We start from the raw sequence: 21,308 nt of genomic DNA, 5'->3' as shown, positions 1-21,308 counted from the left end.
ATCAAATGCTTCTTCAATTACTGTTCGAGAAGGTAGAAATTTTCGAGTTCCCGATTTATACTTTAGAACTCCTCTTGGTAAAGTTACATTATGGGGAGAAGTAAAATCTCAAACATATTCCCTTATGTTAAAAGACAAAAAAATCGCGTCTATAAATGGAAAGTTAATCCGTTCTCAAAAAGTCTACACATTGTCTTTTGATGAAAAATATTCAGAACATGAGCTTATTTTTTTATCCAGTGTATTTATCCTGGATTCTATGTACCATGATTATTAAGGAAAAGGATGATTTATGAAAGAAAATTTAAAATTGCAAACACAAGAACATGATGGGCAGATTGTATATTCAACCTATTCACATAAGTCTCTTGCACTTATTGTATTTGGAGGAATATTACTATATTTCTTCTTTTTGAAATTCTCATCTGTTCAACTTATATTCTCCAAAATCATATCTATTTTGTTCCCATTCTTGCTTGGGGGTGCAATTGCATTTGTACTTAAAATACCTATGAATTTTTTTGAAAAGTTAATATTAAAACACACCAATTCAAAGTTTTTAAAGAAAGCTGCAAGAGGTATTTCACTTTTTGTCTCAATACTTTTGGTAATATCAATTATTATCTTTATGATGTCAATGGTTATTCCTCAACTTATTATATCTTTGCAATCATTAGAAAAACAAATACCTGCTTTCTTTGAAAAATTAATAGAATTTGTAAACAGATTCCCAAAACTGTCCCCTATTGCTGAAAAAATTCAAACTTTTTACAACTCTTTGAGTTTAAATTATATTTTTGAGCAAGTTAAACACTTCTTCTTAACTGAAGATTTAAGTTTTAATACAAATGCTGTGCAAACTGCCTCAGGCATTGCAAACACAATTTTTTCAGGTTTTACCAATGCGCTTTTGGCTTTTGTGTTTAGCATCTATGTACTTTTGGATAAGGATAGACTTGGCAGACAAACTAAGAGGATTTTATATTCTGTTGGCGGAACTAAAATTGGAGCGTTTATAATACACATTGGACACTTGATAGATTTCTATTTCTTCAACTTTGTAAAAGGTCAATTACTCGATGCCCTCATCATAGGTGTTATGACATTTGTATCTATGTTTGTCTTTAGAATGCCTTATGCAGCTATGATTTCAGTGCTGGTTGGATTCTCAGATTTAATTCCAATCGTAGGACCGCTTATTGGAGCGGCAATAGGTTTTATATTTATCCTAATAGACTCTCCATTCCAAGCCATGCTGTTCTTGGTGTTGATGGTAGTTCTACAACAGATACAAGGAAATATTATCTATCCTAAAATTGTCGGCGACAAACTTGGCATACCCGCTATGTGGTCCCTATTTGCAACTATTGTAGGTGGTGCACTTGGAGGAATTGTAGGAATGTGGGTATTCATACCGTTGGTTGCCGTAATATATACCTTACTCGGTGAATATACCGAATATAGATTAAAAAAATTAAACATGAACTCAGAACTTCAGGAGGATTAGATTAAAATGAGTTATCGCATCTGTTCACTTTATTTTTCAGCAACAACTACCACAGACAAAGTTGTTCACGAATTTATTTCAACATTAAAAAAAGAGTTAGAAATATCTGAGCACACAGACTATGATTTCACTCTACCCCATGCAAGAAAAACAATGCCCGAATTTAACGAAAATGATATCGTAGTAGTTGGAGTACCTACTTATGCCGGACGTGTTCCAAACTTACTTCTGCCATATCTAAACCAAATAAATGCAAAAGGTGCACTGGGAGTTTCAATCGTACTATATGGTAATCGAAACTTTGACGACTCACTTATAGAACTTACTGAGTTGATGACAAATGGCGGAATGAAAGTTGTCGGCTCCGGTGCATTTATCGGAGAACACTCTTTCTCCACAACACTTGGCGCAAAACGCCCTGACGAAAGCGATATGAAAATTGTCAGAGAATTTGCAACCTGCGTAGCTCAAAAAATTAAGACAAATAACTTATCAGAATCAAAGCCAAAGGGTGAAAGCCCTATAAGACCTTATTTCACACCACAAGACCGTCATGGAAATAAAATTAACTTTGTAAAAATAAAACCTATGACAAATCTTAAAGCTTGTATAAACTGTAAAATTTGTGCTAAATCTTGCCCACTTGGTTCAATAGACTTCGAAGATGTGTCACAAGTTCCGGGAAAGTGCATGAAGTGTTGTGCCTGTGTTAAAAAATGTCCTACCGGAGCAAAATATTTTTCAGATGAAGGATATTTATTCCATCAAAGAGAACTTGAAGAAATCTATGAAAGACGTAGCGAGCCAGTTTATTTTTTATAAAAATTTCTGACTTATCCTAATTGGAAAAGTCTTTTAACTATAAAAGGAGTCAAAATGAAAAAATTATTAATTCTATCTGTACTTACATTTCTTTTAGTAGGTTGTTCAAAACAAATGTCAGATCCAACTTATTCAAACTTAGTTGACGACAAAATGATTGAGTCCATTTCTGAAAAACTTGTTGCAAATGGAGTTTCATCATCACAAGTTGAAACTTTTAAAAAACAGCTTTCAAATTTTTATGACACTGTAGGAACCGAAAATATGGTATCAGATTTTGAATCTATAAAAGAGCCAACATATGACCCATATACTTTACAAGATAAATGGTTATCTAAAAATAACTATGTTGGATATAATTGCAGAATAACCTCCTACACTCTATATAAAGATTTATTCCAAGGAAATGGGTTCGATGAAAATTCCACATCTCATCTCTTATTTGACTACGAAACTTTAAATCAGGATAAGTTTTCACAAGACGATATAAATAAATTCAACACTTTATTCCAAAGTTTTGATACTGAAAACGCCAAAGATTTGAAAGTTCATAAAGAGAATATCAAAAATGGTTTTAAAAAATATGGTTTTAAATTTGCCGACTCGAATATAAAATTAGTTTCAGTTTATTTGCACGACCAAGTAATAAAACCCGACACTGATATTTTATTTGTAGGGCACACAGGTATATTAATCGAAGAAAAAGACGAATTATTATTTATTGAAAAACTAGCTTTTTCAGAACCTTATCAAGTTGTAAAATTTAGTGACTTAAATCAACTTGCAGAGTATTTATTAAATAAATATGATTTTTCTGACGGGCAACCTGAAGCACGACCTATAATAACTTTAAATGACAGTTTTCTAAATTAATAATTCATAAAAAATGAGCCTTGCATTGCAGGGCTCTAAATATTTTAATCTTCTTTAGCTTCTCTATTTATTGTTTCTAACTCTTTTTCATGCTCTATTTTAACTCTCTTAACTTCTTCAGCCGGAATATCTATTGTAACTTTTTCAATTTTGCCTATTTCAACAGGCCCACCAATTATATATTCTATTCCGTTTGTGAAATCAGCAAAAATTTCAAGCTCTCCATTTGGATTTTTAATTATTGCTTCAAAATCAGGATCTTCTTTTGCATTTAACACATATGCTGCCGCTATAGAGCCTGAAGCACATGAACCCTCTCTAACCAAAGTTTCAGCAGATGGCACATTAACATAAGGAACTATTTCTTTCTTCTCTACATTTAAGAAAATAACTCCATATGCATCAGAACTAAATTCAAATTTTAACACGTTCAAAGCTTTTTGAACAAACTCAGGGTCTTCTCCTCTTTCCGCAACCAAGTGAATTATGCCGGAGAACACAACCGCCTTAAATGTATCTTCATCAATTTTAACATCTACAATTTCTTTAGGTTTTTCAACTTTAACATATGCAGATTGTTCTTGTTGATTTACTATTACATTAACAGGGCCTTCAGTTCCGGAAACATACACTTCTATTTGCACATCTCCTTCACTTTCATAAAAACTTGCTGAATAAAGTCCGTACGCTCTCGTTGCATTACCGCAAAATTCTCCGCCCATCATATCCATTCTAAGTGGTGCTCCATCATAACTTGGACTTATGAACCCCACTTGTTCAACTGAAGGGTCTCTCTTTATAATTTCCTTTGCATAAGCTCTTCTATATCCCGGATATACAGGAGTTATTACATATCCGGTTATATTGCCGGCCGGATTTGCTCTAAAATATTCAAATGATTTTTTCATAACAACCTCTCTTTTCTTTAGACTTCTACCCAAGACCGTACTAATTTACACTACTTTTTTGCCTATTATTTCAAGAACCTTCTCAATTTCTTCATATGTATTAAAAGTGGATAAAGACATTCTTACCATACCCCTGCTTGCTGTTCCAAGAGCCTTATGATGAAGAGGTGCACAATGTATCCCCGCCCGTGTCATCACTCCGTTATATGCTAAGTACTCGGAAATTTCTTCTGAAGCGAACCCGTTTACATTAAATGATACAATTGGCGCTCTCGTACCTTCAAAATTATGATAGAATTCAATTTTTTCAAACTTCTTAAGTCCAGTATATAGATACTGCATCTTATCATTTAACTCTCTCTCTATATCTTTAATGCCCTTAGAGTTCACATACTCAACCCCGGATTTCAAACCGGCTATCGAGTGTATATTTCTCGTTCCGGTTTCAAAAATATCAGGGATTACTTCCGGTTGTCTTTCGTTAAAAGAATCAAACCCACTTCCCCCACTAAACACTTGTGTCGGCTTCCTATCCGTCAAAATTACCATTCCACCTGTGCCTTGAGGCCCATATAGAGATTTATGCCCTGTAAAACAATATACCATTTCCGGCAATTCTCTATTCAAGTTCACTTCAATACAGCCCGCCGATTGAGCCCCGTCTACTATTAAAAATAAATTATGCTTTTTACAAAATTCATATATGAACTCAATATCTATAACTATCCCCGATACATTTGAAACATGACTTATAACTACAGCTTGTGTATCAGGTTTTAAAAGTTTTTCAAAATCTTCATAAATCAAATTTCCATCAGAATTCAATCTGACATATGATACATCATCTATATAATCAAACAACGGCCTTAAAACTGAGTTATGTTCATTTTGAGTAGTTATGACATGTTTATCTGATTTCAAATAGGCTCTTATCGCTATATTCAACGATGCTGTTATATTTTCTGTAAACACCACTCTCATAGAGTCTTCTATTAAAAACAAATTTGCCACTGCGAGCCTTGTATCCAGACCCAAACCCAAAGAATTCATTGAGTATGGATAAACCCCTCTTGATGGATTAGAAAATTCTCCACTTGCAATTGTATTGTACACTGCTTCGGCAACTTCCTTTGGCTTTTGAACAGTGGTTGCCGCATTGTCAAAATATATTTTATTCAAAGATTTCATATTTAATCCCATTCTCTTTCAAAATTTCTTCTACTTCTTCTAAATGTTCTTCAACTCTTAAGCATAGACCACAACCCGCATCGATTTTAGTAGGAAGCGGAATCAATCTAACTCCGCTTAAATCTATTAACCTGTCTGCAGTCATAGCATGCCCCGAACTTTCAAAAGTCACATACTTTAACATGGTTTTACTGTTTTATATTTTAATTGTAATTCGCAAATTCTGTACATATTAGTTGCTGTTCCAATTTTTAATTTTTCTTTTAATCCGTAGTTTTCCAAACATAGCCCGCAAGATAATATTTCAGTTCCCTTTTGCTCTAAAACTTTCAAGTCTTCCACTGTCTTTTCATTTATAGTAGTGATTTCAACACCTTTGTTGTAGCACACAACATACTTTGGAACTCTATCTTGTTCAGTTAGTGCATATACAAACCCATTTAAAAGAGTCTTTGAGAAAGATTCTTCTCCCCCGCCTAACTCATTCGATGAAAACACAACTATAAATTCATCTGTTTCAGGTTGAATCTCCATAATTGAACACACGCCTTCTTTCTTGTTCATAACAACCTCATATTCTGCATTTGAAATTTTATTTACTTCAGCACTAAATCCAAGTTGTTCTGCCATTTTAGATAAATTTTCAGTCGCTATTTCATTATCTACTTTCACCAAAACTTCTTCTAAATTTTCTTCAACAATTGCCTTCTTAGTCATTATAACCGGTCTTGGACAAGCATGTCCCATTGCATTAATTTCTTTCATTTCTCTACCTCACATAAATTTTATAATCTCGTTTTTCTACTACATTTCCAATTTTTGAAGCGTCTATTCTATTTTCTATAAGCTTATCGAATAGTTCATCAGCATCTTTCGATGAAACACTTATGAGTAGTCCTCCCGAAGTCTGAGGATCAAACAAAACTTCTTCCATTGCAAAATCGTTTACTTCAAAATTTACATTCTTACTATACGCTCTTCTGTTTCTCTGCCCGCCGGCAGTGAATAAAAAGTCTTCGGCAGCCTTTTTAGCCCCACTTAAAAATTTTATATCTTTTGAATTTAAAACCGCAGAATATTCTTCCATCATTTCAGATAGATGACCAAGCAAACTAAATCCGGTAACATCAGTAAGAGCATGAACATCATAATTTTTTAAGACATCAAAAGATTCTTTATTTAATCTTACCATGCTTGCCACAGCTTTTTCATAATCTTCGTGCTTAACTTCTCCTATACTGTAGCCACTCATGAGTAAGGAGACACCAAGTGGTTTAGTGAGTATAAGTACATCTCCGGACTCAGGTGTGTTGTTTCTATAAAACCTATTCAGATTTACACTTCCAAGAACACTCAAACCGTATTTTATTTTTGCATCATGAATTGAATGCCCACCCGTCAAAGTGCACTCAGCCTCTTTACAAACCTCTGCCCCCCCTCGTAAAATTTCTTCTAAAATCCCCAAGTCTTCACCCTCAGGAAAACAAACTAAGTTCATGGCGCTAATCGGTTCAGCTCCCATTGCATATAGATCAGAAAGCGCATTTGCCGCAGCTATTTTACCGAATAGATATGGATCTTCCACCATTGGAGGAAAAAAATCCACCGAAGTAACTACGCCAATGTCATCTGTTACCTTTATAATGGCAGCATCCTCATTTCCATCAAAACCAACTACCACATCATTTCTTTTGTGAATTTGTAAACTCTTTAAAATTCCGGTTAAGTCTCCTGCTCCAATTTTAGCATTGCAACCACCACATACATCAAGTTTCATAAAATCCCTCCGATTATTTAATTTTATCACAATTTTTGATTTTGGTTAAATAAATAACTAAAATCCTTTAAATGAGATTATAATCTCTTGTTTTTATATGTTTTATTAAAAGTCTCTTCATGATAACCTTTTATAATTTTATTATTGGTGCTACCATATAAATGGAGGTGTATCAATGAAAAAAATATTTTTATTAATCTTTTTAAGTACTATATTCTTGTTGACTTCTTGTACAAATTCTAAAAATAAGAATATAAATCTTGAAAACTTAACTCATGATGTAACTTATATTCGTACAAATACTAAAAATCTTAAACTCATAGAAAAGAAAAAACTTCAAAATGGATACCATTTGAAATCTGAAAAATATACAAATTTATCAGAACTGTCCAATGATTTAGAAATAAGTTTTATCAACTCAACTTATTTTTCTAATCAAGAATACTGTGCAAAATATTTTCAAGACGGTGTACTCTCTCAAATAGTTGTATTCCCTTCAAATATGATTTTTGATTCTCTTATAAATTCTTTTGATTTTAAAGTTAGTGATCCACCTTTTCTTTCTATTGAATGGGTCAATAATCCTATTCAAAAAGGCATCCCTAAGGAACTGATGGGAAACTTTAGTATTGAAGAAGAATATAAAATAGCTAACACTACTGTATATATAATCAAATCCGGTTCAGAAGAGGCGCCTACATATCTTGGAGTTTTTAAATTTGATAATAAGGCATATACTATAAATAACGTAAAATCTATTGCCGAATTGAAAAATATTATAGATAGTTTTGAATTTTAATAATTATGTTATATTGCGAGATGTATTGACATCTCGTTTTAAATTACAAAAAGACACCTTGTCTCCAAAGTGTCTTAAGCTGCTTTTATGTTATTTATAATATCTCTGTAGATATGTTGTATCTTATAGATAAAACCTTTTTGTAAAACTCTATCTTTTACTATTACATCTTGTTTTAAAATCTCTTCTCCATCCATAGTGTAAGTAATTTTACCCACAACTTCACCAGCCGGAATTGGAGCTAAAAGACCTTCTTTTAGCGTTACAGTTTTTTTAATCTCACTTTTCCCGTCCCAAAGCACATTGCCCGTAGATTTTTCAAATACATTTACTTCCCCTGCCTCCGAATTTTCTACTTTTAACTTTGCTACGGGTTCTTCAAGATTTCCTATCACTGTGTATCTATATTTCTCCAGTCCGCCACCAACTAATTTCTTTGCAGCTACATATCTAGCCCAGTCGCTTGGAGCTCCTGTTATAATTCCTATTAACCTTGTGTCTAAACTCTTTCCTTCCCCCTTTTTTAGGGCTGTTGCCATAAGACATCTGCCTGCTGCATTTGTGTATCCTGTCTTTAATCCATCTACACCTCTTACAACCCCTAAAATCGGATTGGTATTATATTCTTCAAAGTTTCTCTCAGGCTCAATTATCGATTCTATTGAAGTGTACTTCAATGCCTCAGGATAATCATTTATAAAATGTCTCGCCAATATAAACATTTCTCTTGTGGTCATCTTATTATATGTTTCATTTGAATAATCTGTAAGCCCTGTTGGATTTACCATCTCGGCATGTTTAAGTCCAAGAGCTTTACACTTTTCATTCATTTCATTTACAAATTCTTCTTTCGAGCCGTATATATGTTTCCCAAGAGATGTTATCGCATCATTTCCTGAAACTACTAATGCCGCTTTTATCAAGTCCTTGACCGCCACTATGTCTCCCTCTTTCAACTTGTACGTTGAACCTGTAAGTCTTGCCGCCTCGGAATCGATAGTAACTTTATCTTCCATAGAAATTTTATTTGCCTTTATCGCATCAAATACAACATAAACTCCAACTATTTTAGACATTGATGCCATCGCTCTAACTTCATCTATATTATATGATTCAAGTATTTTCCCGCTTTTATAGTCCCCCAAAATATATGAGCCGGTTAAACTTTCCAAAGGTCGTTCTTCTAAACTCTTTATCTTGTCAGCTTCTGCCTGTGTTGCCTTCTGAACACCTTTTTTAGTTGGGACTAAAATATTTTGATTTCTAATCTCTTTAATTTCTGTCTCTACATTGGATTCCTTTTTTTCAGGAGTTTTAACTTCAGAATTCGCATATACTAAGTTTTCACCAAGTAAGACTAAAGAAAGAAGAAAAATTGTCAGTTTCTTCATATTTCACCTCTCAAATATTTTATCAGAGTTTTCAAAACATATAAAACTTTTTATAAGATTGTTTTATATAAATTCTCTCTCTTCGATTTTTAAATATGAATAAGCTTTTCTAAGTTGCTCTTCAGCATCTCGATTATTTAAAAACTTCGGACTGTGAGCATCATATCCTATTGCAAATTTAGGCCCTATTTCTGACATTGTCTTAAATACTTTTTTGTATGGATAGTAGTTAGTTTCCTCTCCGTCAACTATCCCTTTTGATATTAAAAAGCCTTTTAAATTCAACTCCACATAAACACAATTTTCTTTTGCCGCTATTGCAATCTGCCTAATAGCTTTATCACATTCTTTGGAATAAGTTTCTCTTGCCCTCATAAAATAATCCGGGTGTGCTAAATATTTAAAATACCCTGTGCTAAGCCCTTTGCACACAATTTCAGCCATCTTTCTAACTTCATAATCAGTTGCACTATCATGTAGATATAAATCAGTTCTCTCAAGAGAGTGTTGACCTAAAATCAAATAATCAACTCTCTCTGATGTCTCTTTTATATAACTGTCCATATCTTTAAAATATTCTGTTTCATATCCTAATTTTATTTTTATTTCGGGATATTTACTCCCTAATTCTCTTACAATTTTTTCATATTCAACTTTTTCCGCCATTGTAGGCCTTTCATGTGGAACTATCCAATCTTCAAAAGGCAAGTGTTCGCTAAAACCCAAAACTTTAAATTGCGATTCAATTGCAGACTTAACATATTCTTCTTCTCTTCCAACCCCATGTCCACATCTATATGTATGTGTATGGTAATTATACTCTTGCATCTTATCACCTGATGTATATTATATCACTCAATAAAAAATTCGCCTCACTATGAGGCAAATTAATTAAATGCTATTTTTATTAAGATAATCTAAAGCCACTTGACAATAAATTGCAACACCTTTAGCTAAAATACTTTCATCTATATTAAACTGCGGATTGTGATTATTGAACTTGTACCCTTCGTCCGGAGACCCCGCGCCAATTTGAACAAATACTGATGGAACTTTTTGTGAAATATATGCAAAATCTTCTGTTCCCTTCATTGCATTGACCACGTGTATTTTTTCTTTATTAATTACCTGCTCTATAGAGCTTATAACTTCATCTACCAATTTTTCATCATTGTATACTGACGGAGCTTGCATTGTGTGGATTATTTCAACACTTGCTCTGTATGTGTTAGATATTCCTTCGGCAATTTCTTTCATCCGCTTATTTACAAATTCCCTTACAGATTCCTTTCGTGTTCTTATACTGACTTCTAACTCTGCTCTACCAGCAGTTGTATTAACCGTTGCTCCACCCAAAATTTTCCCAACTAATAATACACAACTCTCATCAGATGAAATTTCTCTTGCTAGTATATTTTGTAAACCTATCGCTATATGGCAAGCTATTATCACAGCATCTATTCCTTTTTCAGGTGTGGAGCCATGAGATTGTTTTCCATTTACTATTATCCTATACGCATCCGCACTTGTTGAAACTTCCCCTTTTGAAATATATACGTGTCCAATTTTATTATCATCTTCTCCCGACATAACGTGTTGTGCTAATGCTCCATTCACTTTTGGATTTTCTAATATTCCATTTTGCAGCATATCTAATGCCCCTTTAAGTAATTCCTCTGCAGGTTGGAACATCAATTTCACTGTGCCATTTAATTCTTCTTCTCTATTTTTTAGTATTTTAGCAGTTGCTAGTAACATTGCCGTATGAGCGTCATGCCCACAACTATGTGTGAATTTATTTTTCGAAGTATATTCAACACAAGTTTGCTCTTCCATTGGTAAGGCATCCATGTCTGCTCTCAATAGAAAAACCGGCTCCCCTTTACCAATTGTAACTTCTATCCCCGATCTGCCGCATTCTTCTGGTTCAAGTCCGTAGCTTTTCAATTCATTTTTCACAAAATTTAAAGTCTCAGGCAATTCAAACCCAATTTCCGGATTTTGGTGTAATCTTCTTCTATTTGAAATTATTTCTTCTTGTATATCTAAAGCATCTTTTAAAAATTTATTCATAACTTCCCCCTATAAAAATTTGACTAAAACTCCTGCAATTATTACAGAAAATATAGTTACTGTAATAAATCCTGCTGTCAACATCTTTGGCTCAAGATAATCCACTATAATCTTTTTTTCTGTTTCATTTCTTCCTATCGCTTCAGCTACTTCATTTGGTATAAAAAATGTAGTAGGAAATCCAAATGTACAAGTTAGTATCAACGATATCGCAAGTTTATAACTGATTCTAAAAACCTTAGCTAAAAAATATCCTGAAAATACTGCGAATATAAGTCCTGTAAAAAGACAAATTAAAAGCGGATATAAAAGTTCTATAATTTTAAAAATTGTTACATCAGCTAAATTTGAAAATATAACTAATGTTGTTAAAAATAAAACTAAATTTGCACTGTCTGTCCTTTTCAAGCTATCCTCTTCTAAAAATCCAATTTCATAAAAAACTATTCCCAATAGCAAACAAATTATAAAATAGTGTATACCAGTAGCGCTAGATAATACACTTGCAAAAGAAGTAACTATTCCCAACCTAACAAAATGTCCCATAGGTCTATCTAAAACATCTGGCATATTAAATTTAACCTTGTATGCTTTTTTAGTGATATCTGTAAGTCTTTTCTCTAAATATTTTTTATTTTCTATATATTCTTTGGCTTCTCTTCTCAATAAATATGATGAAACTGGAATACCCACAAACCCTTGAGTAATTAACATCATTATGCAAAATGTCTGAACGTCTTTAAATCTGATTGTATTTAATTTCTCCATCATAACCAATGCCGCAGCATTTCCTCCTGCAAATATCGGGGCTCCTGCCAAAGCATATTGTCGATTTATTATAAAACTGCCAATAGCTATAATCCCGAGCACACTAATACTCGTGCCAGTTAATGCTATCACTACAGTTCTCCACTGTTTTCTCAATTCTCTAAAATTTATCCTTGTTCCAAGTGATGTAAGCAATAATCCCACAATGTTCATCGAAAATGGTATTATCTTTGAATCCTCAAAAATAGTCTTTGGTATTAATGTTCCAAAACCAATTAATAAAGTTATTGAAATAACTAAAGTAATTGATAGCCTTGCCCTTGTTTTCTCTGCCACTATTTCTCCAAACAGATACACAAAAGCCAAAAAAGTTAATGCAAATATTGGTTTCATAATTTTCTCTCCTTCTTTTTAGAGATTGAATGAGAAGGATGAAAATCTAATTTATGTAATAAAAAAAGACTTTCATCCCAACTGGGACAAAAGTCTGTAACTTCTGCGGTACCACCCAAATTTGCTTGCGCACACTCATCCAATACTATCATATTGGTCCCAAGATAACGGTAGGGTTCCGTTGGGCAATACTCTGCTACGCATTTCCTCCCACCCTCAAAAGTCCATTCACTATAAACGAATTTATGATCTTTCACCAAACAATCACTCTCTACAAAATTCTATTTATACCTACTCTTCTTTTTTAACGGCTTGTTGAAACGATTTTAGAATAAATTTTAATCTATGTCAAGTTTGAATTTAATTTATTTTGGATTTAAGCATTAACCATTTCAACTGTTTACATAAAAATATCCAAGCATAAAAGCTTGGATAGATTTATAATATTTTTCCAAAGAAGTCTTTAGTTCTCTCTTCTTGCGGATTATTAAATATTTCTTCCGGAGTATTTTGTTCTACAATATATCCTCCGTCCATAAATATTACTTTGTCTGCAACTTCTTTAGCAAATCCCATCTCGTGAGTTACTATGACCATTGTCATACCATCCTCAGCCAAAGTTTTCATTACATCTAATACTTCCCCTACCATTTCAGGATCAAGTGCTGATGTAGGTTCATCAAAAAGCATAACTTCAGGCTCCATAGCAAGCGCTCTGACAATTGCAATACGTTGTTTTTGGCCACCTGATAGAGATTTTGGATAGCTGTTCTTTTTATCTTCTAATCCAAATCTTTTTAGAAGTACCAAAGCTTTTTCCTCTGCCTCAACTTTATTCATGCCCTTTACATTTATTGGTGCCAAAGTTATATTTTCTAAAATAGTCATATGTGGAAACAAATTAAATTGCTGAAAAACCATTCCCATTTTTTCACGCACATGGTCTATATTCACACCTTTTTGATTAATTTTTTCTCCATCCACTATTACATCACCCTCATCCGGAACTTCTAATAGATTTAAACATCTCAAAAATGTAGACTTTCCTGATCCGGATGGTCCGATAACTACAAGCACTTCCCCTTTATCTATTTCTTGGTCTATTCCCTTTAAAACTTCTAAATTGCCAAATCTCTTTTTAAGTCCTAGCGTCTTAATCATTTGCCATCCTCCTTTCAATTCTATTCATTGCTTTTGAAAGTGTAAATGTCATTATGAAATAGCATATTGCAGCGTATATCATAGGCCTTATAGGTTGGTAAGTTGAAGCTTTAATTGCATTTGCTCTATAAATTATATCCGGCATTCCAACCATTAAGACTATGGCAGTTTCTTTTATCAAGGCTACAAATTCATTCCCTAAAGCCGGCAAAATTGTCTTAAAGGCCTGCGGCAATATAATTTTTCTCATCGTTTGTCTTTGAGTAAGACCTAAACAACGACCGGCTTCAAATTGACCTTTATCTACAGATAATATTCCACCTCTTATTAACTCAGCTATATAAGCTCCGGCGTTCATAACTATCGCCAATGTACACAAAAATATTGCATTTGTAAAAAAAGCATTTGTGTCTTGTAAATATACTTTAAGACCAAAAAACACGATAAGTAATTGGACCATAAGTGGTGTTCCTCTTATTACTTCCACATAAGTTGTACCTATCGTCCTCAAAACTTTGTTGTTACTAAGTTTTAACCAGGAAATTAAAAAGCCAAGTAAGGTTCCAAACACTACTCCCAATATTGAAAAGAGCAGTGTCATCCCCGTACCGGCTAAATAGGATTGCCAGAATTTACCAATAAATTCTAATTCCTTTTGTATCATCTCATTCACCCGCAGATTGTGAATATTGGTCTATCCACGCTTCGATTTTACCTTCTGCCTTTAGTTTATCTATGGCCTTGTTGATTTCTTCAACAAGTGCAGTATTTCCCTTTTTAACTGCTGCTGAATAACCGGGTTCATTAGGAGCTCCAATATCTACCGTAGCTAACCCTTCTTGCATAGAAGCAAATTTCTCAGCAACTATTTTTGCTGCAAATACAACATCATAAGTTTTATTTTTAAGTTCCATTACAACTGCATTATTATCTTGAATAGATTTAACTTCAGAATCTTTGAAGTTTTCTTTTGCATAAGATTCTTGAACAGTTCCAAATTGTGTTCCAATTGTAAGCCCCTTTAAATCTTCAACCGACTTATATTTCTCAACGTCTTCTGCCCTTACAAGTAAAACTTGACCTTGTTCATTGTACGGAATTGAAAAATCTACTGCTTCTTCACGTTCCGGAGTGGACGCCATACCTGACATTACAAAATCCATTTCTCCTACATTAAGAGCTGCAATAAGACCATCAAAAGACATATCTTTTATTTGTAACTCAACACCTAAATCTTCAGCTACTGCTTTAGCAATTTCTATATCAATTCCAACTATCTCATCTTTTCCATTTTCTATGTTGTGGAATTCATAAGGCGGATAGTCTGCACTTGTTCCAAGAATAATAGTGCCACTTTCTTTTATCTTGGCTAAAGAATCTTCAACCTTAGTTTCTTTTTTATCTCCTGAACATGCAACTAAACCCATTAGCAATACTCCCATTGCCATAATTGATACTAACTTTTTCATTTTTCTTTCCCCCATTAATTTTTATTTACATAAGTTATATCTCTCAAAAAATTAATCGGTTCTCATGGGTTTGGAAAAGTTTAAGGTTATTTTCCATGTTCTCTTGCAGCTTTCTAAGTAACCCAAGATTAAGGCCCCCTTTTTTAAAATTTAAAATATTATATTAAAATTTTAAAAAATTTCAAGTATTAAAATATGAATAACTATTGGTATAGAAATTTCCATAGGTTTATATTAAAATCTAAGTTATGAAAACAATTTTTATAATAAGCTCTAAATCTAGAAATGAGTATGCAGATTTAAAAAAGGAAATAATAAGCATATATTCTAAAGCTGATTTGGAGTTTGAAATATATACAACTGAAAATAAAAATAGTATAAAAGAAATAACTCGCAAGTATTCGGATAAAGAGTGTATCATCTATGTGTGCGGCGGAGATGGAAGTTTAAATGAAGCTGCATCAGAGCTTGTGAATAAAAAAGCTGCACTTGGCTTAATTCCACTTGGCACTGCAAATGATTTTTCAAAAAATTTTGATTACTCTAAATTTTCATTAGACGATACTCTAAATCCCGTTGTCAAAACTTGCGACATAATTCAGCTAAATGATATGTTTTGTATAAATATATTAAGCTTTGGACTTGATACAATAGCTTTGTCAAATACATATAAAGTTCTTGAAAAATTTCCATTTTTAAAAGCAAAAGCATATCCTTTCGGAATACTCAGATCTATTTTTAAGCCTTTTGCTTTACACTTAGATATTGAATTGAATTTAAGGGATGGAAAAATATATAAAGCTGATGATTTATTTACTCTTGGAGCTGTTTGCAATGGCAGTTATTATGGCGATGGTTTCAATCCTTCTCCAAACTCAAGAGTAGATGACGGAATTTTAGAAGTTGTTTTAGTAAAAAAATTAAACCTAATAAATATTTTAAAAATACTCCCTTCTTATAAAAAGGGACTACATTTAAAATATCCTCAAATAGATATTTTGGAAGTTGAGTCTGGTACTATTAAAAGCAACGATACTATACTATCTAATGTAAATGGTGAAATTTTTGAAACTAAACAAATTGATTTTAAAATTTTAAAATCTGCAATTAAATTTGTATACTTGGGAGGACTTTAATTTTGAAAAAAGTACTTATAACCGGTGGCGCTAAGGGAATTGGCAAAGCAGTATCTGAAAAACTATTTGCAGATGGCTACCAAGTTTTAATCAACTACAATAGCAGTAAAGACGCTGCCGAGGCATTGGCAAAAAACCTCAACACAAAAGCTTACCAAGCTGATGTTTCAAATTATAATGAAGTTAAAACTATGATTGATAAAATAAAATCCGACTTCGGAAATATAGATGTCTTGATAAACAACGCCGGAATTTCTGTGGTATCTCTATTTCAAGATTTAGAAGTTGCAAAATGGAAAAAGCTATTTAACGTCAATGTAGGCGGATGTTTTAATACTATTCACTGTGTCCTTCCCGATATGATATCAAATAAACGAGGAGTAATCTTAAACGTATCTTCTATTTGGGGTTCTCATGGTGCATCTTGTGAGGTTGCTTACTCTGCAACTAAAGGCGCAATAGAATCTTTGACAAAATCTTTGGCACTTGAATTGGCACCTTCCAATATAAGAGTAAATGCCATTGCTCCCGGAACTGTGAATACTGAAATGATGAAATGCTACACCGATGAAGATTTAAAATACATCTGTGAGAATATACCTATGATGAGAATGGCGGAACCAACTGAAATAGCTGAGTTAGTATCATTCTTAATCTCGGATAAAAACTCATATATGACAGGTCAAATAATTTCAACAAATGGCGGTATGGGTGTATAAATTGATTTACTATCTATTCTTTTGGAAGGAGGATATATGAACTACATTCAAAATTATATTTCACCTATCGGAGAAATGTTTATGTTTAGTGACGGAGAGAATTTAATAAATTTATCTTATGTCAACGCAAAATACTATCAAGAACTCCATAAATCAAATGCTATAAAAAATAACCTTCCAATTTTTGAGACCACTAAATCTTGGTTGGATATTTATTTTAATGGTGGAATCCCAAACTTTACACCCTCTATCAAGCTAAAAGGCACTGACTTTAGAATAAAAGTCTGGAAACTCTTGATGGATATTCCATACGGAACTACAACAACTTACGGTGAAATAGCTAAAAAAATATCTTCACAAAATAATTTAAAACAAATGTCAGCTCAAGCTGTTGGCGGAGCCATAGGTCACAATCCAATCTCAATAATAATTCCTTGTCACAGAGTTGTCGGAAGTGACGGATGCATAACCGGGTATGCCGGTGGTATCGACAAAAAAGTTAAACTACTTAAAATTGAAGGAGCATATAAAGATAATTTCTACCTTCCAAAAATATAAGAGCAGATATCAAATTAGATACCTGCCTTTTTAATCTATATATTTTTTTAAATTTTCAGTGTCTGTTTTGCCGCCATTTTCAATTACAACTGTCTTGGCACCTTTTGTTATGACATCTTTTTAATTACCATTTTTCCAACCTGTTTGCTAAATTTCATTCTCTTCAAATATATTTATCAAATTTTTAATAAATCTATTAAACGTATCCTACAAATAAAAGATTGTCACCAATTTAGGATAACAACCTCTTATTGTAATTTATTTCTTAGATGGCTCTAGAACTTTGACTCCATCCATTTTGTCCACATGCACATACTTTCTAAAGTCAACAATGTTCATTATTGTAATTGCAATTACAACTATCAAAAATATTTTCATTATAAATTTCATTCTATCCTCTTAGAGTATTGGCGATAAAAGTCTTGAGAAACCCTCTCTCACCTTTATATGCCAAGGTCTGTTTTTGTAATTTTCCAATGTTATTTCTGTTGAGCTCTCAACGTCTCTATAAAAGTCTTCAACTAATTTAGCATTCATGTCTCTATCAAAAATAAATGCATTTACTTCAAAGTTTAATTCAAAACTTCTTATATCAAAATTAGCAGTGCCCACACTTGATACTACATCATCTGAAATAACTATCTTGTTGTGCATAAAACCGCCTTCATAGTAATATGCCTTACAGCCCCAATGCAACAACTCTCCAATAAAAGAAAGTGAAGCCCAATGTACGAATATATGGTCCCTTATTCTCGGTATCATTATATTTACTTCTACTCCTGAAAGAGCTGCGACTTTAAGTGATTTAAAAAGTCCTTCGTCCGGAACAAAGTATGGAGTTTGTATAAAAATTCTCTTCTTTGCTTTTGTTATCAGCTTTTCATATCCGTTTCTAACAGAGTCAACTTTTGTGTCCGGTCCACTGGTAACTATACAAACTTCTGAACCTTTGGACGCCAAATCTTTTTCAGTTTTAATAAATGTCATTGGCGCCATGCTTGCTCTTTTACCAGATGCAAATTTATAATCTAGATAAAATCTAAATTCTAACCCTCTTATAGCATCTCCAACTATTCTAAGATGAGTATCTCTCCAAAATCCAAATTTTTTGCTCCTTGAAATATATTCATCTCCTATGTTGTATCCTCCGACATATCCAATTTTATGATCTATTACAATTATCTTTCTATGATTTCTGTAGTTGATACGCGTATTGATGTTTTTAAAAATTCCCGGAAAAAATACTTCCACTTTTACTCCAGCTTCAGCAAGTTGTCTCCTATCCTTGCTCTTAAATTTTCTTCCACCCATACCATCTACTAATAAGATTACTTCCAATCCCTGTTTAGCTTTTTCTTTTAAAAGATTTATTATCTCTGTTCCCAAATTATCAGATTTGAAAATATATGACTGGATATAAATTGAAGTCTTTGCCGCTTTAATATCATCTATCAAGGTTTTAAAATAACTTTCCCCATCTATAAATCTTTCAATTTGATTGTTGGAATACATTATTTCATTTTCACCCATGTTAAACATATGAATCATATCCAAATATCCATATATACTTTCGCCTTTTTCAACTTCTCTTTCCAATGTAGCTATTTGGTTTCTTGCAATATAGTACATCTTCTTTTCAATTTTCTCTTTTTTGTCGAAAATTTTTATCTTTGAAAGGTCTTGTCCTAATATCAAATAGAGTATGAATCCTATTATTGGTAAAAAATTAATTGCCATGACCCATAACAATGTAGATGTTGGTTTTCTCTTCTCTGTAAAAATAATTATCACAGAAAAAACTAAGTTTAATATAAATATTATTCCATACGCAGAGAAGAAACTAACCACTCTATCCATGCTAAAAAATGGTGTAAACACTTTACCACCTACTTATTTTTTTTAGATTTATATCTTATTTGTGAATTTAAAATTTTCTTTCTTATTCTAAAAGTTACCGGAGTAACTTCTATTAACTCATCATCTTCAATAAATTCAAGAGCTTCTTCTAAAGACATATCTACCGTTGGAGATAGTTTGAGCGCTTCATCTGCCCCTGAAGCTCTGACATTGCTTTGTTTCTTAGTCTTAGTTACTGAAACTTCAATTTCAACGCCCTTTGGAGATTGCCCAACAACTTGGCCTTCATATACTTCTTCTGAAGGTTTTACAAATAAGTCTCCTCTTGATTGAGCATTGTTAAGTCCGTAAGCAGATGCTGTACCTGTGTCAAAAGATACTATTGAAGCATCCATACGTCTTGGTATATCCCCCTTATATGGCTCATAATCTAAGAAAAGTGTATTTAATATACCATTTCCCTTTGTATCACTCATAAATTCTGAGCGATATCCTATTAATCCGCGTGCCGGCATTTTAAATTCAAGTTTTGCATATCCGCCTGTTGGCTCTTGCATTGAAACAAGTTCTGCTTTACGTCTTCCCAGTTTTTCTATTACGCTCCCAACGTGTTCATTTGAAACGTCTATCGTAACAATTTCCATCGGTTCATGTAATTTTCCATCTATAGTCTTGTAAAGAACTTCCGGTTTAGAAATTTGGAACTCATATCCTTCACGTCTCATATTTTCAATTAAGACTGAAAGGTGAAGTTCTCCTCTTCCTGAAACTTTAAAAGAATCTGTTGAATCAGTATCTTCAACTCTAAGTCCAACGTCTGTTTGGAGTTCTCTGAAAAGTCTTGCTCTAATTTGCCTTGATGTTACAAATTTACCATCACGTCCTGCAAATGGAGAATCATTTACTGAAAAATTCATAGATAGTGTAGGCTCTGAAATCTTTACAAACTCCAATGGGGTTGGATCTTCTGTAGAAGCTATTGTATCTCCTATGTTTATATCCTCAATTCCGGAAACTGCAACTATACTTCCCGCCTTTGCCGTTTCAGCCGGTACTCTTTCAAGTCCTTCATATTCATATATATTTGTTATCTTAACTTTCTTGCATAGTTCAGGTTTTTCCTTGTTTACTATTACTACTGTGTCACCTTGGTTAAATTGTCCTCTTTCAACTTTTCCAACTCCAATTCTACCAACGTAGTCATTGTAGTCTATAGTTGAAATTAAAACTTGGAAAGGTGCTTCTACGTCATAATCAGGTGCCGGTATATAATCGATTATGGTATTAAATAGAGCACTCATATCTGTTGTCTCATCATTTAAATCAAGCTTTGCTATTCCAGCTTTTGCTGATGTAAATACGTGAGGACTTTCAAGAGCGTCATCACTAGCTCCTAAATCTATAAATAAATCTAATACTTCATCTACTACAGTTTCAGGTCTGGCTCCCGGTCTATCTATCTTATTTATTGCAACAATTACCGGTAAATCTAATTCAAATGCCTTTTTTAAAACAAATTTAGTTTGAGGCATCGGTCCTTCAAATGCATCTACTAAAAGGACAACCCCGTTTACCATCTTTAATACACGTTCAACTTCTCCTCCGAAATCGGCATGCCCCGGGGTATCTATTATGTTTATCTTAACCCCATCATGCATTACAGATGTGTTTTTTGAAAGAATTGTAATTCCTCTTTCTCTTTCTATTGCATTCGAGTCCATTACTCTCTCTTCTACAACTTGATTTTCTCTAAAAATACCTGATTGTTTTAATAATGCATCTACAAGAGTTGTCTTGCCGTGGTCTACGTGTGCAATAATAGCTATATTTCTTATATCGTCTCTTTTATTCATCTTTTCACTCCAATCTCTAAAAATTATATCACAGCTTGTTTATTTGTATATAAAAA

Annotated in this window: 23 protein-coding genes and 1 other annotated feature; of the genes, 8 read left to right on the top strand and 15 right to left on the bottom strand. The window is 33.1% G+C overall.

The window, feature by feature from the left end; translation table 11 throughout:
- From HMPREF9129_RS11915 to HMPREF9129_RS03165, 4 genes are all read left to right on the top strand, one after another.
- A partial coding sequence (locus tag HMPREF9129_RS11915; protein ID WP_218916019.1) for a hypothetical protein occupies positions 1-277 on the top strand: 277 nt, incomplete at its 5' end.
- Between the two features lie 15 nt (positions 278-292).
- Positions 293-1,507 carry an AI-2E family transporter gene (locus HMPREF9129_RS03175; protein ID WP_004820286.1) on the top strand — a complete coding sequence of 405 codons (1,215 nt, stop codon included), beginning with the start codon at positions 293-295 and terminating at the stop codon, positions 1,505-1,507.
- Positions 1,508-1,513: 6 nt separating this feature from the next.
- Entirely contained in the window at positions 1,514-2,329 is an 816-nt protein-coding gene (locus HMPREF9129_RS03170) for an EFR1 family ferrodoxin (protein ID WP_004820285.1), read from the top strand.
- A 54-nt stretch (positions 2,330-2,383) separates the two neighbouring features.
- Entirely contained in the window at positions 2,384-3,202 is an 819-nt protein-coding gene (locus HMPREF9129_RS03165; RefSeq protein ID WP_004820283.1) for a DUF4300 family protein, read from the top strand.
- 44 nt (positions 3,203-3,246) lie between these two features.
- On the opposite strand, the gene HMPREF9129_RS03160 is transcribed toward HMPREF9129_RS03165, so the two are convergent.
- The 5 genes from HMPREF9129_RS03160 to selD are packed head-to-tail and all read right to left on the bottom strand — an operon-like array spanning position 3,247 to position 7,075.
- A complete protein-coding gene (locus HMPREF9129_RS03160; protein WP_040552254.1) occupies positions 3,247-4,110 on the bottom strand; it encodes a histidine racemase CntK family protein in 864 nt (287 codons plus the stop codon).
- Between the two features lie 45 nt (positions 4,111-4,155).
- Positions 4,156-5,298, bottom strand: a complete 1,143-nt coding sequence (locus HMPREF9129_RS03155) for an aminotransferase class V-fold PLP-dependent enzyme (protein ID WP_040552253.1) — start codon at positions 5,296-5,298, stop codon at positions 4,156-4,158.
- Entirely contained in the window at positions 5,282-5,482 is a 201-nt protein-coding gene (locus HMPREF9129_RS03150) for a putative Se/S carrier protein (RefSeq protein WP_004820277.1), read from the bottom strand. The genes HMPREF9129_RS03155 and HMPREF9129_RS03150 overlap by 17 nt, the downstream gene beginning before the upstream one ends.
- Positions 5,476-6,063, bottom strand: coding sequence for a sulfurtransferase-like selenium metabolism protein YedF (gene yedF / locus HMPREF9129_RS03145; protein WP_004820276.1), 588 nt, complete (start codon positions 6,061-6,063; stop codon positions 5,476-5,478). Before yedF ends, HMPREF9129_RS03150 begins: the two co-directional genes overlap by 7 nt.
- A 4-nt stretch (positions 6,064-6,067) precedes the next feature.
- Entirely contained in the window at positions 6,068-7,075 is a 1,008-nt protein-coding gene (gene selD / locus HMPREF9129_RS03140) for a selenide, water dikinase SelD (RefSeq protein WP_004820274.1), read from the bottom strand.
- 175 nt (positions 7,076-7,250) lie between these two features.
- On the opposite strand from selD, the gene HMPREF9129_RS03135 reads away from it, so the two are divergent.
- On the top strand, positions 7,251-7,874 hold the full coding sequence (locus HMPREF9129_RS03135; RefSeq protein ID WP_004820272.1) for a hypothetical protein: 624 nt from the start codon (positions 7,251-7,253) through the stop codon (positions 7,872-7,874).
- Positions 7,875-7,948: 74 nt separating this feature from the next.
- Here HMPREF9129_RS03135 and HMPREF9129_RS03130 read toward each other — a convergent pair whose 3' ends face one another.
- The 7 genes from HMPREF9129_RS03130 to HMPREF9129_RS03095 form a co-directional block, all read right to left on the bottom strand.
- Complete coding sequence (locus HMPREF9129_RS03130; RefSeq protein ID WP_004820270.1) at positions 7,949-9,265, bottom strand: D-alanyl-D-alanine carboxypeptidase family protein; 1,317 nt, start codon at positions 9,263-9,265, stop codon at positions 7,949-7,951.
- Between the two features lie 63 nt (positions 9,266-9,328).
- Complete coding sequence (locus HMPREF9129_RS03125) at positions 9,329-10,093, bottom strand: PHP domain-containing protein (RefSeq protein WP_004820268.1); 765 nt, start codon at positions 10,091-10,093, stop codon at positions 9,329-9,331.
- A gap of 63 nt (positions 10,094-10,156) precedes the next feature.
- The gene (locus HMPREF9129_RS03120; protein ID WP_004820266.1) at positions 10,157-11,338 is read right to left on the bottom strand and encodes a M20 metallopeptidase family protein; all 1,182 of its coding nucleotides are present in this window, start codon (positions 11,336-11,338) and stop codon (positions 10,157-10,159) included.
- A gap of 9 nt (positions 11,339-11,347) precedes the next feature.
- On the bottom strand, positions 11,348-12,499 hold the full coding sequence (locus HMPREF9129_RS03115; protein ID WP_004820265.1) for a hypothetical protein: 1,152 nt from the start codon (positions 12,497-12,499) through the stop codon (positions 11,348-11,350).
- Positions 12,500-12,578: 79 nt separating this feature from the next.
- Positions 12,579-12,816: a binding site (T-box leader), on the bottom strand.
- 121 nt (positions 12,817-12,937) lie between these two features.
- A complete protein-coding gene (locus HMPREF9129_RS03105) occupies positions 12,938-13,660 on the bottom strand; it encodes an amino acid ABC transporter ATP-binding protein (RefSeq protein WP_004820261.1) in 723 nt (240 codons plus the stop codon).
- Positions 13,653-14,324, bottom strand: coding sequence for an amino acid ABC transporter permease (locus HMPREF9129_RS03100; protein WP_040552248.1), 672 nt, complete (start codon positions 14,322-14,324; stop codon positions 13,653-13,655). The genes HMPREF9129_RS03105 and HMPREF9129_RS03100 overlap by 8 nt, the downstream gene beginning before the upstream one ends.
- Before the next feature lies 1 nt (position 14,325).
- The gene (locus HMPREF9129_RS03095; RefSeq protein ID WP_050794613.1) at positions 14,326-15,129 is read right to left on the bottom strand and encodes a transporter substrate-binding domain-containing protein; all 804 of its coding nucleotides are present in this window, start codon (positions 15,127-15,129) and stop codon (positions 14,326-14,328) included.
- Between the two features lie 248 nt (positions 15,130-15,377).
- On the opposite strand from HMPREF9129_RS03095, the gene HMPREF9129_RS03090 reads away from it, so the two are divergent.
- Genes HMPREF9129_RS03090 through HMPREF9129_RS03080 form a run of 3 tightly spaced genes read left to right on the top strand, consistent with a single transcriptional unit; the run spans position 15,378 to position 17,542 of the window.
- Entirely contained in the window at positions 15,378-16,265 is an 888-nt protein-coding gene (locus HMPREF9129_RS03090) for a diacylglycerol/lipid kinase family protein (protein ID WP_004820255.1), read from the top strand.
- Between the two features lie 2 nt (positions 16,266-16,267).
- Positions 16,268-16,984, top strand: a complete 717-nt coding sequence (gene ymfI, locus HMPREF9129_RS03085; RefSeq protein ID WP_004820253.1) for an elongation factor P 5-aminopentanone reductase — start codon at positions 16,268-16,270, stop codon at positions 16,982-16,984.
- A 36-nt stretch (positions 16,985-17,020) separates the two neighbouring features.
- Entirely contained in the window at positions 17,021-17,542 is a 522-nt protein-coding gene (locus HMPREF9129_RS03080) for a methylated-DNA--[protein]-cysteine S-methyltransferase (RefSeq protein WP_004820251.1), read from the top strand.
- 258 nt (positions 17,543-17,800) lie between these two features.
- Here the strand turns inward: HMPREF9129_RS03080 and HMPREF9129_RS12200 are convergent, their stop codons facing one another.
- The 3 genes from HMPREF9129_RS12200 to typA are packed head-to-tail and all read right to left on the bottom strand — an operon-like array spanning position 17,801 to position 21,252.
- Positions 17,801-17,932 (bottom strand): hypothetical protein, encoded by a 132-nt coding sequence (locus tag HMPREF9129_RS12200; protein WP_004820249.1) that lies wholly within the window; start codon positions 17,930-17,932, stop codon positions 17,801-17,803.
- Between the two features lie 9 nt (positions 17,933-17,941).
- Complete coding sequence (cls, locus tag HMPREF9129_RS03075; RefSeq protein ID WP_040552245.1) at positions 17,942-19,399, bottom strand: cardiolipin synthase; 1,458 nt, start codon at positions 19,397-19,399, stop codon at positions 17,942-17,944.
- A 29-nt stretch (positions 19,400-19,428) separates the two neighbouring features.
- Positions 19,429-21,252 (bottom strand): translational GTPase TypA, encoded by a 1,824-nt coding sequence (gene typA / locus HMPREF9129_RS03070; RefSeq protein ID WP_004820245.1) that lies wholly within the window; start codon positions 21,250-21,252, stop codon positions 19,429-19,431.
- Positions 21,253-21,308 lie beyond the last annotated feature (56 nt).

This window comes from Peptoniphilus indolicus ATCC 29427 (assembly GCF_000227315.1).
In the GTDB taxonomy this organism is placed as follows: domain Bacteria; phylum Bacillota; class Clostridia; order Tissierellales; family Peptoniphilaceae; genus Peptoniphilus; species Peptoniphilus indolicus.
Note: the sequence above shows the minus strand (reverse complement) of the source record. Positions and strands in the feature narration are given on the sequence as shown.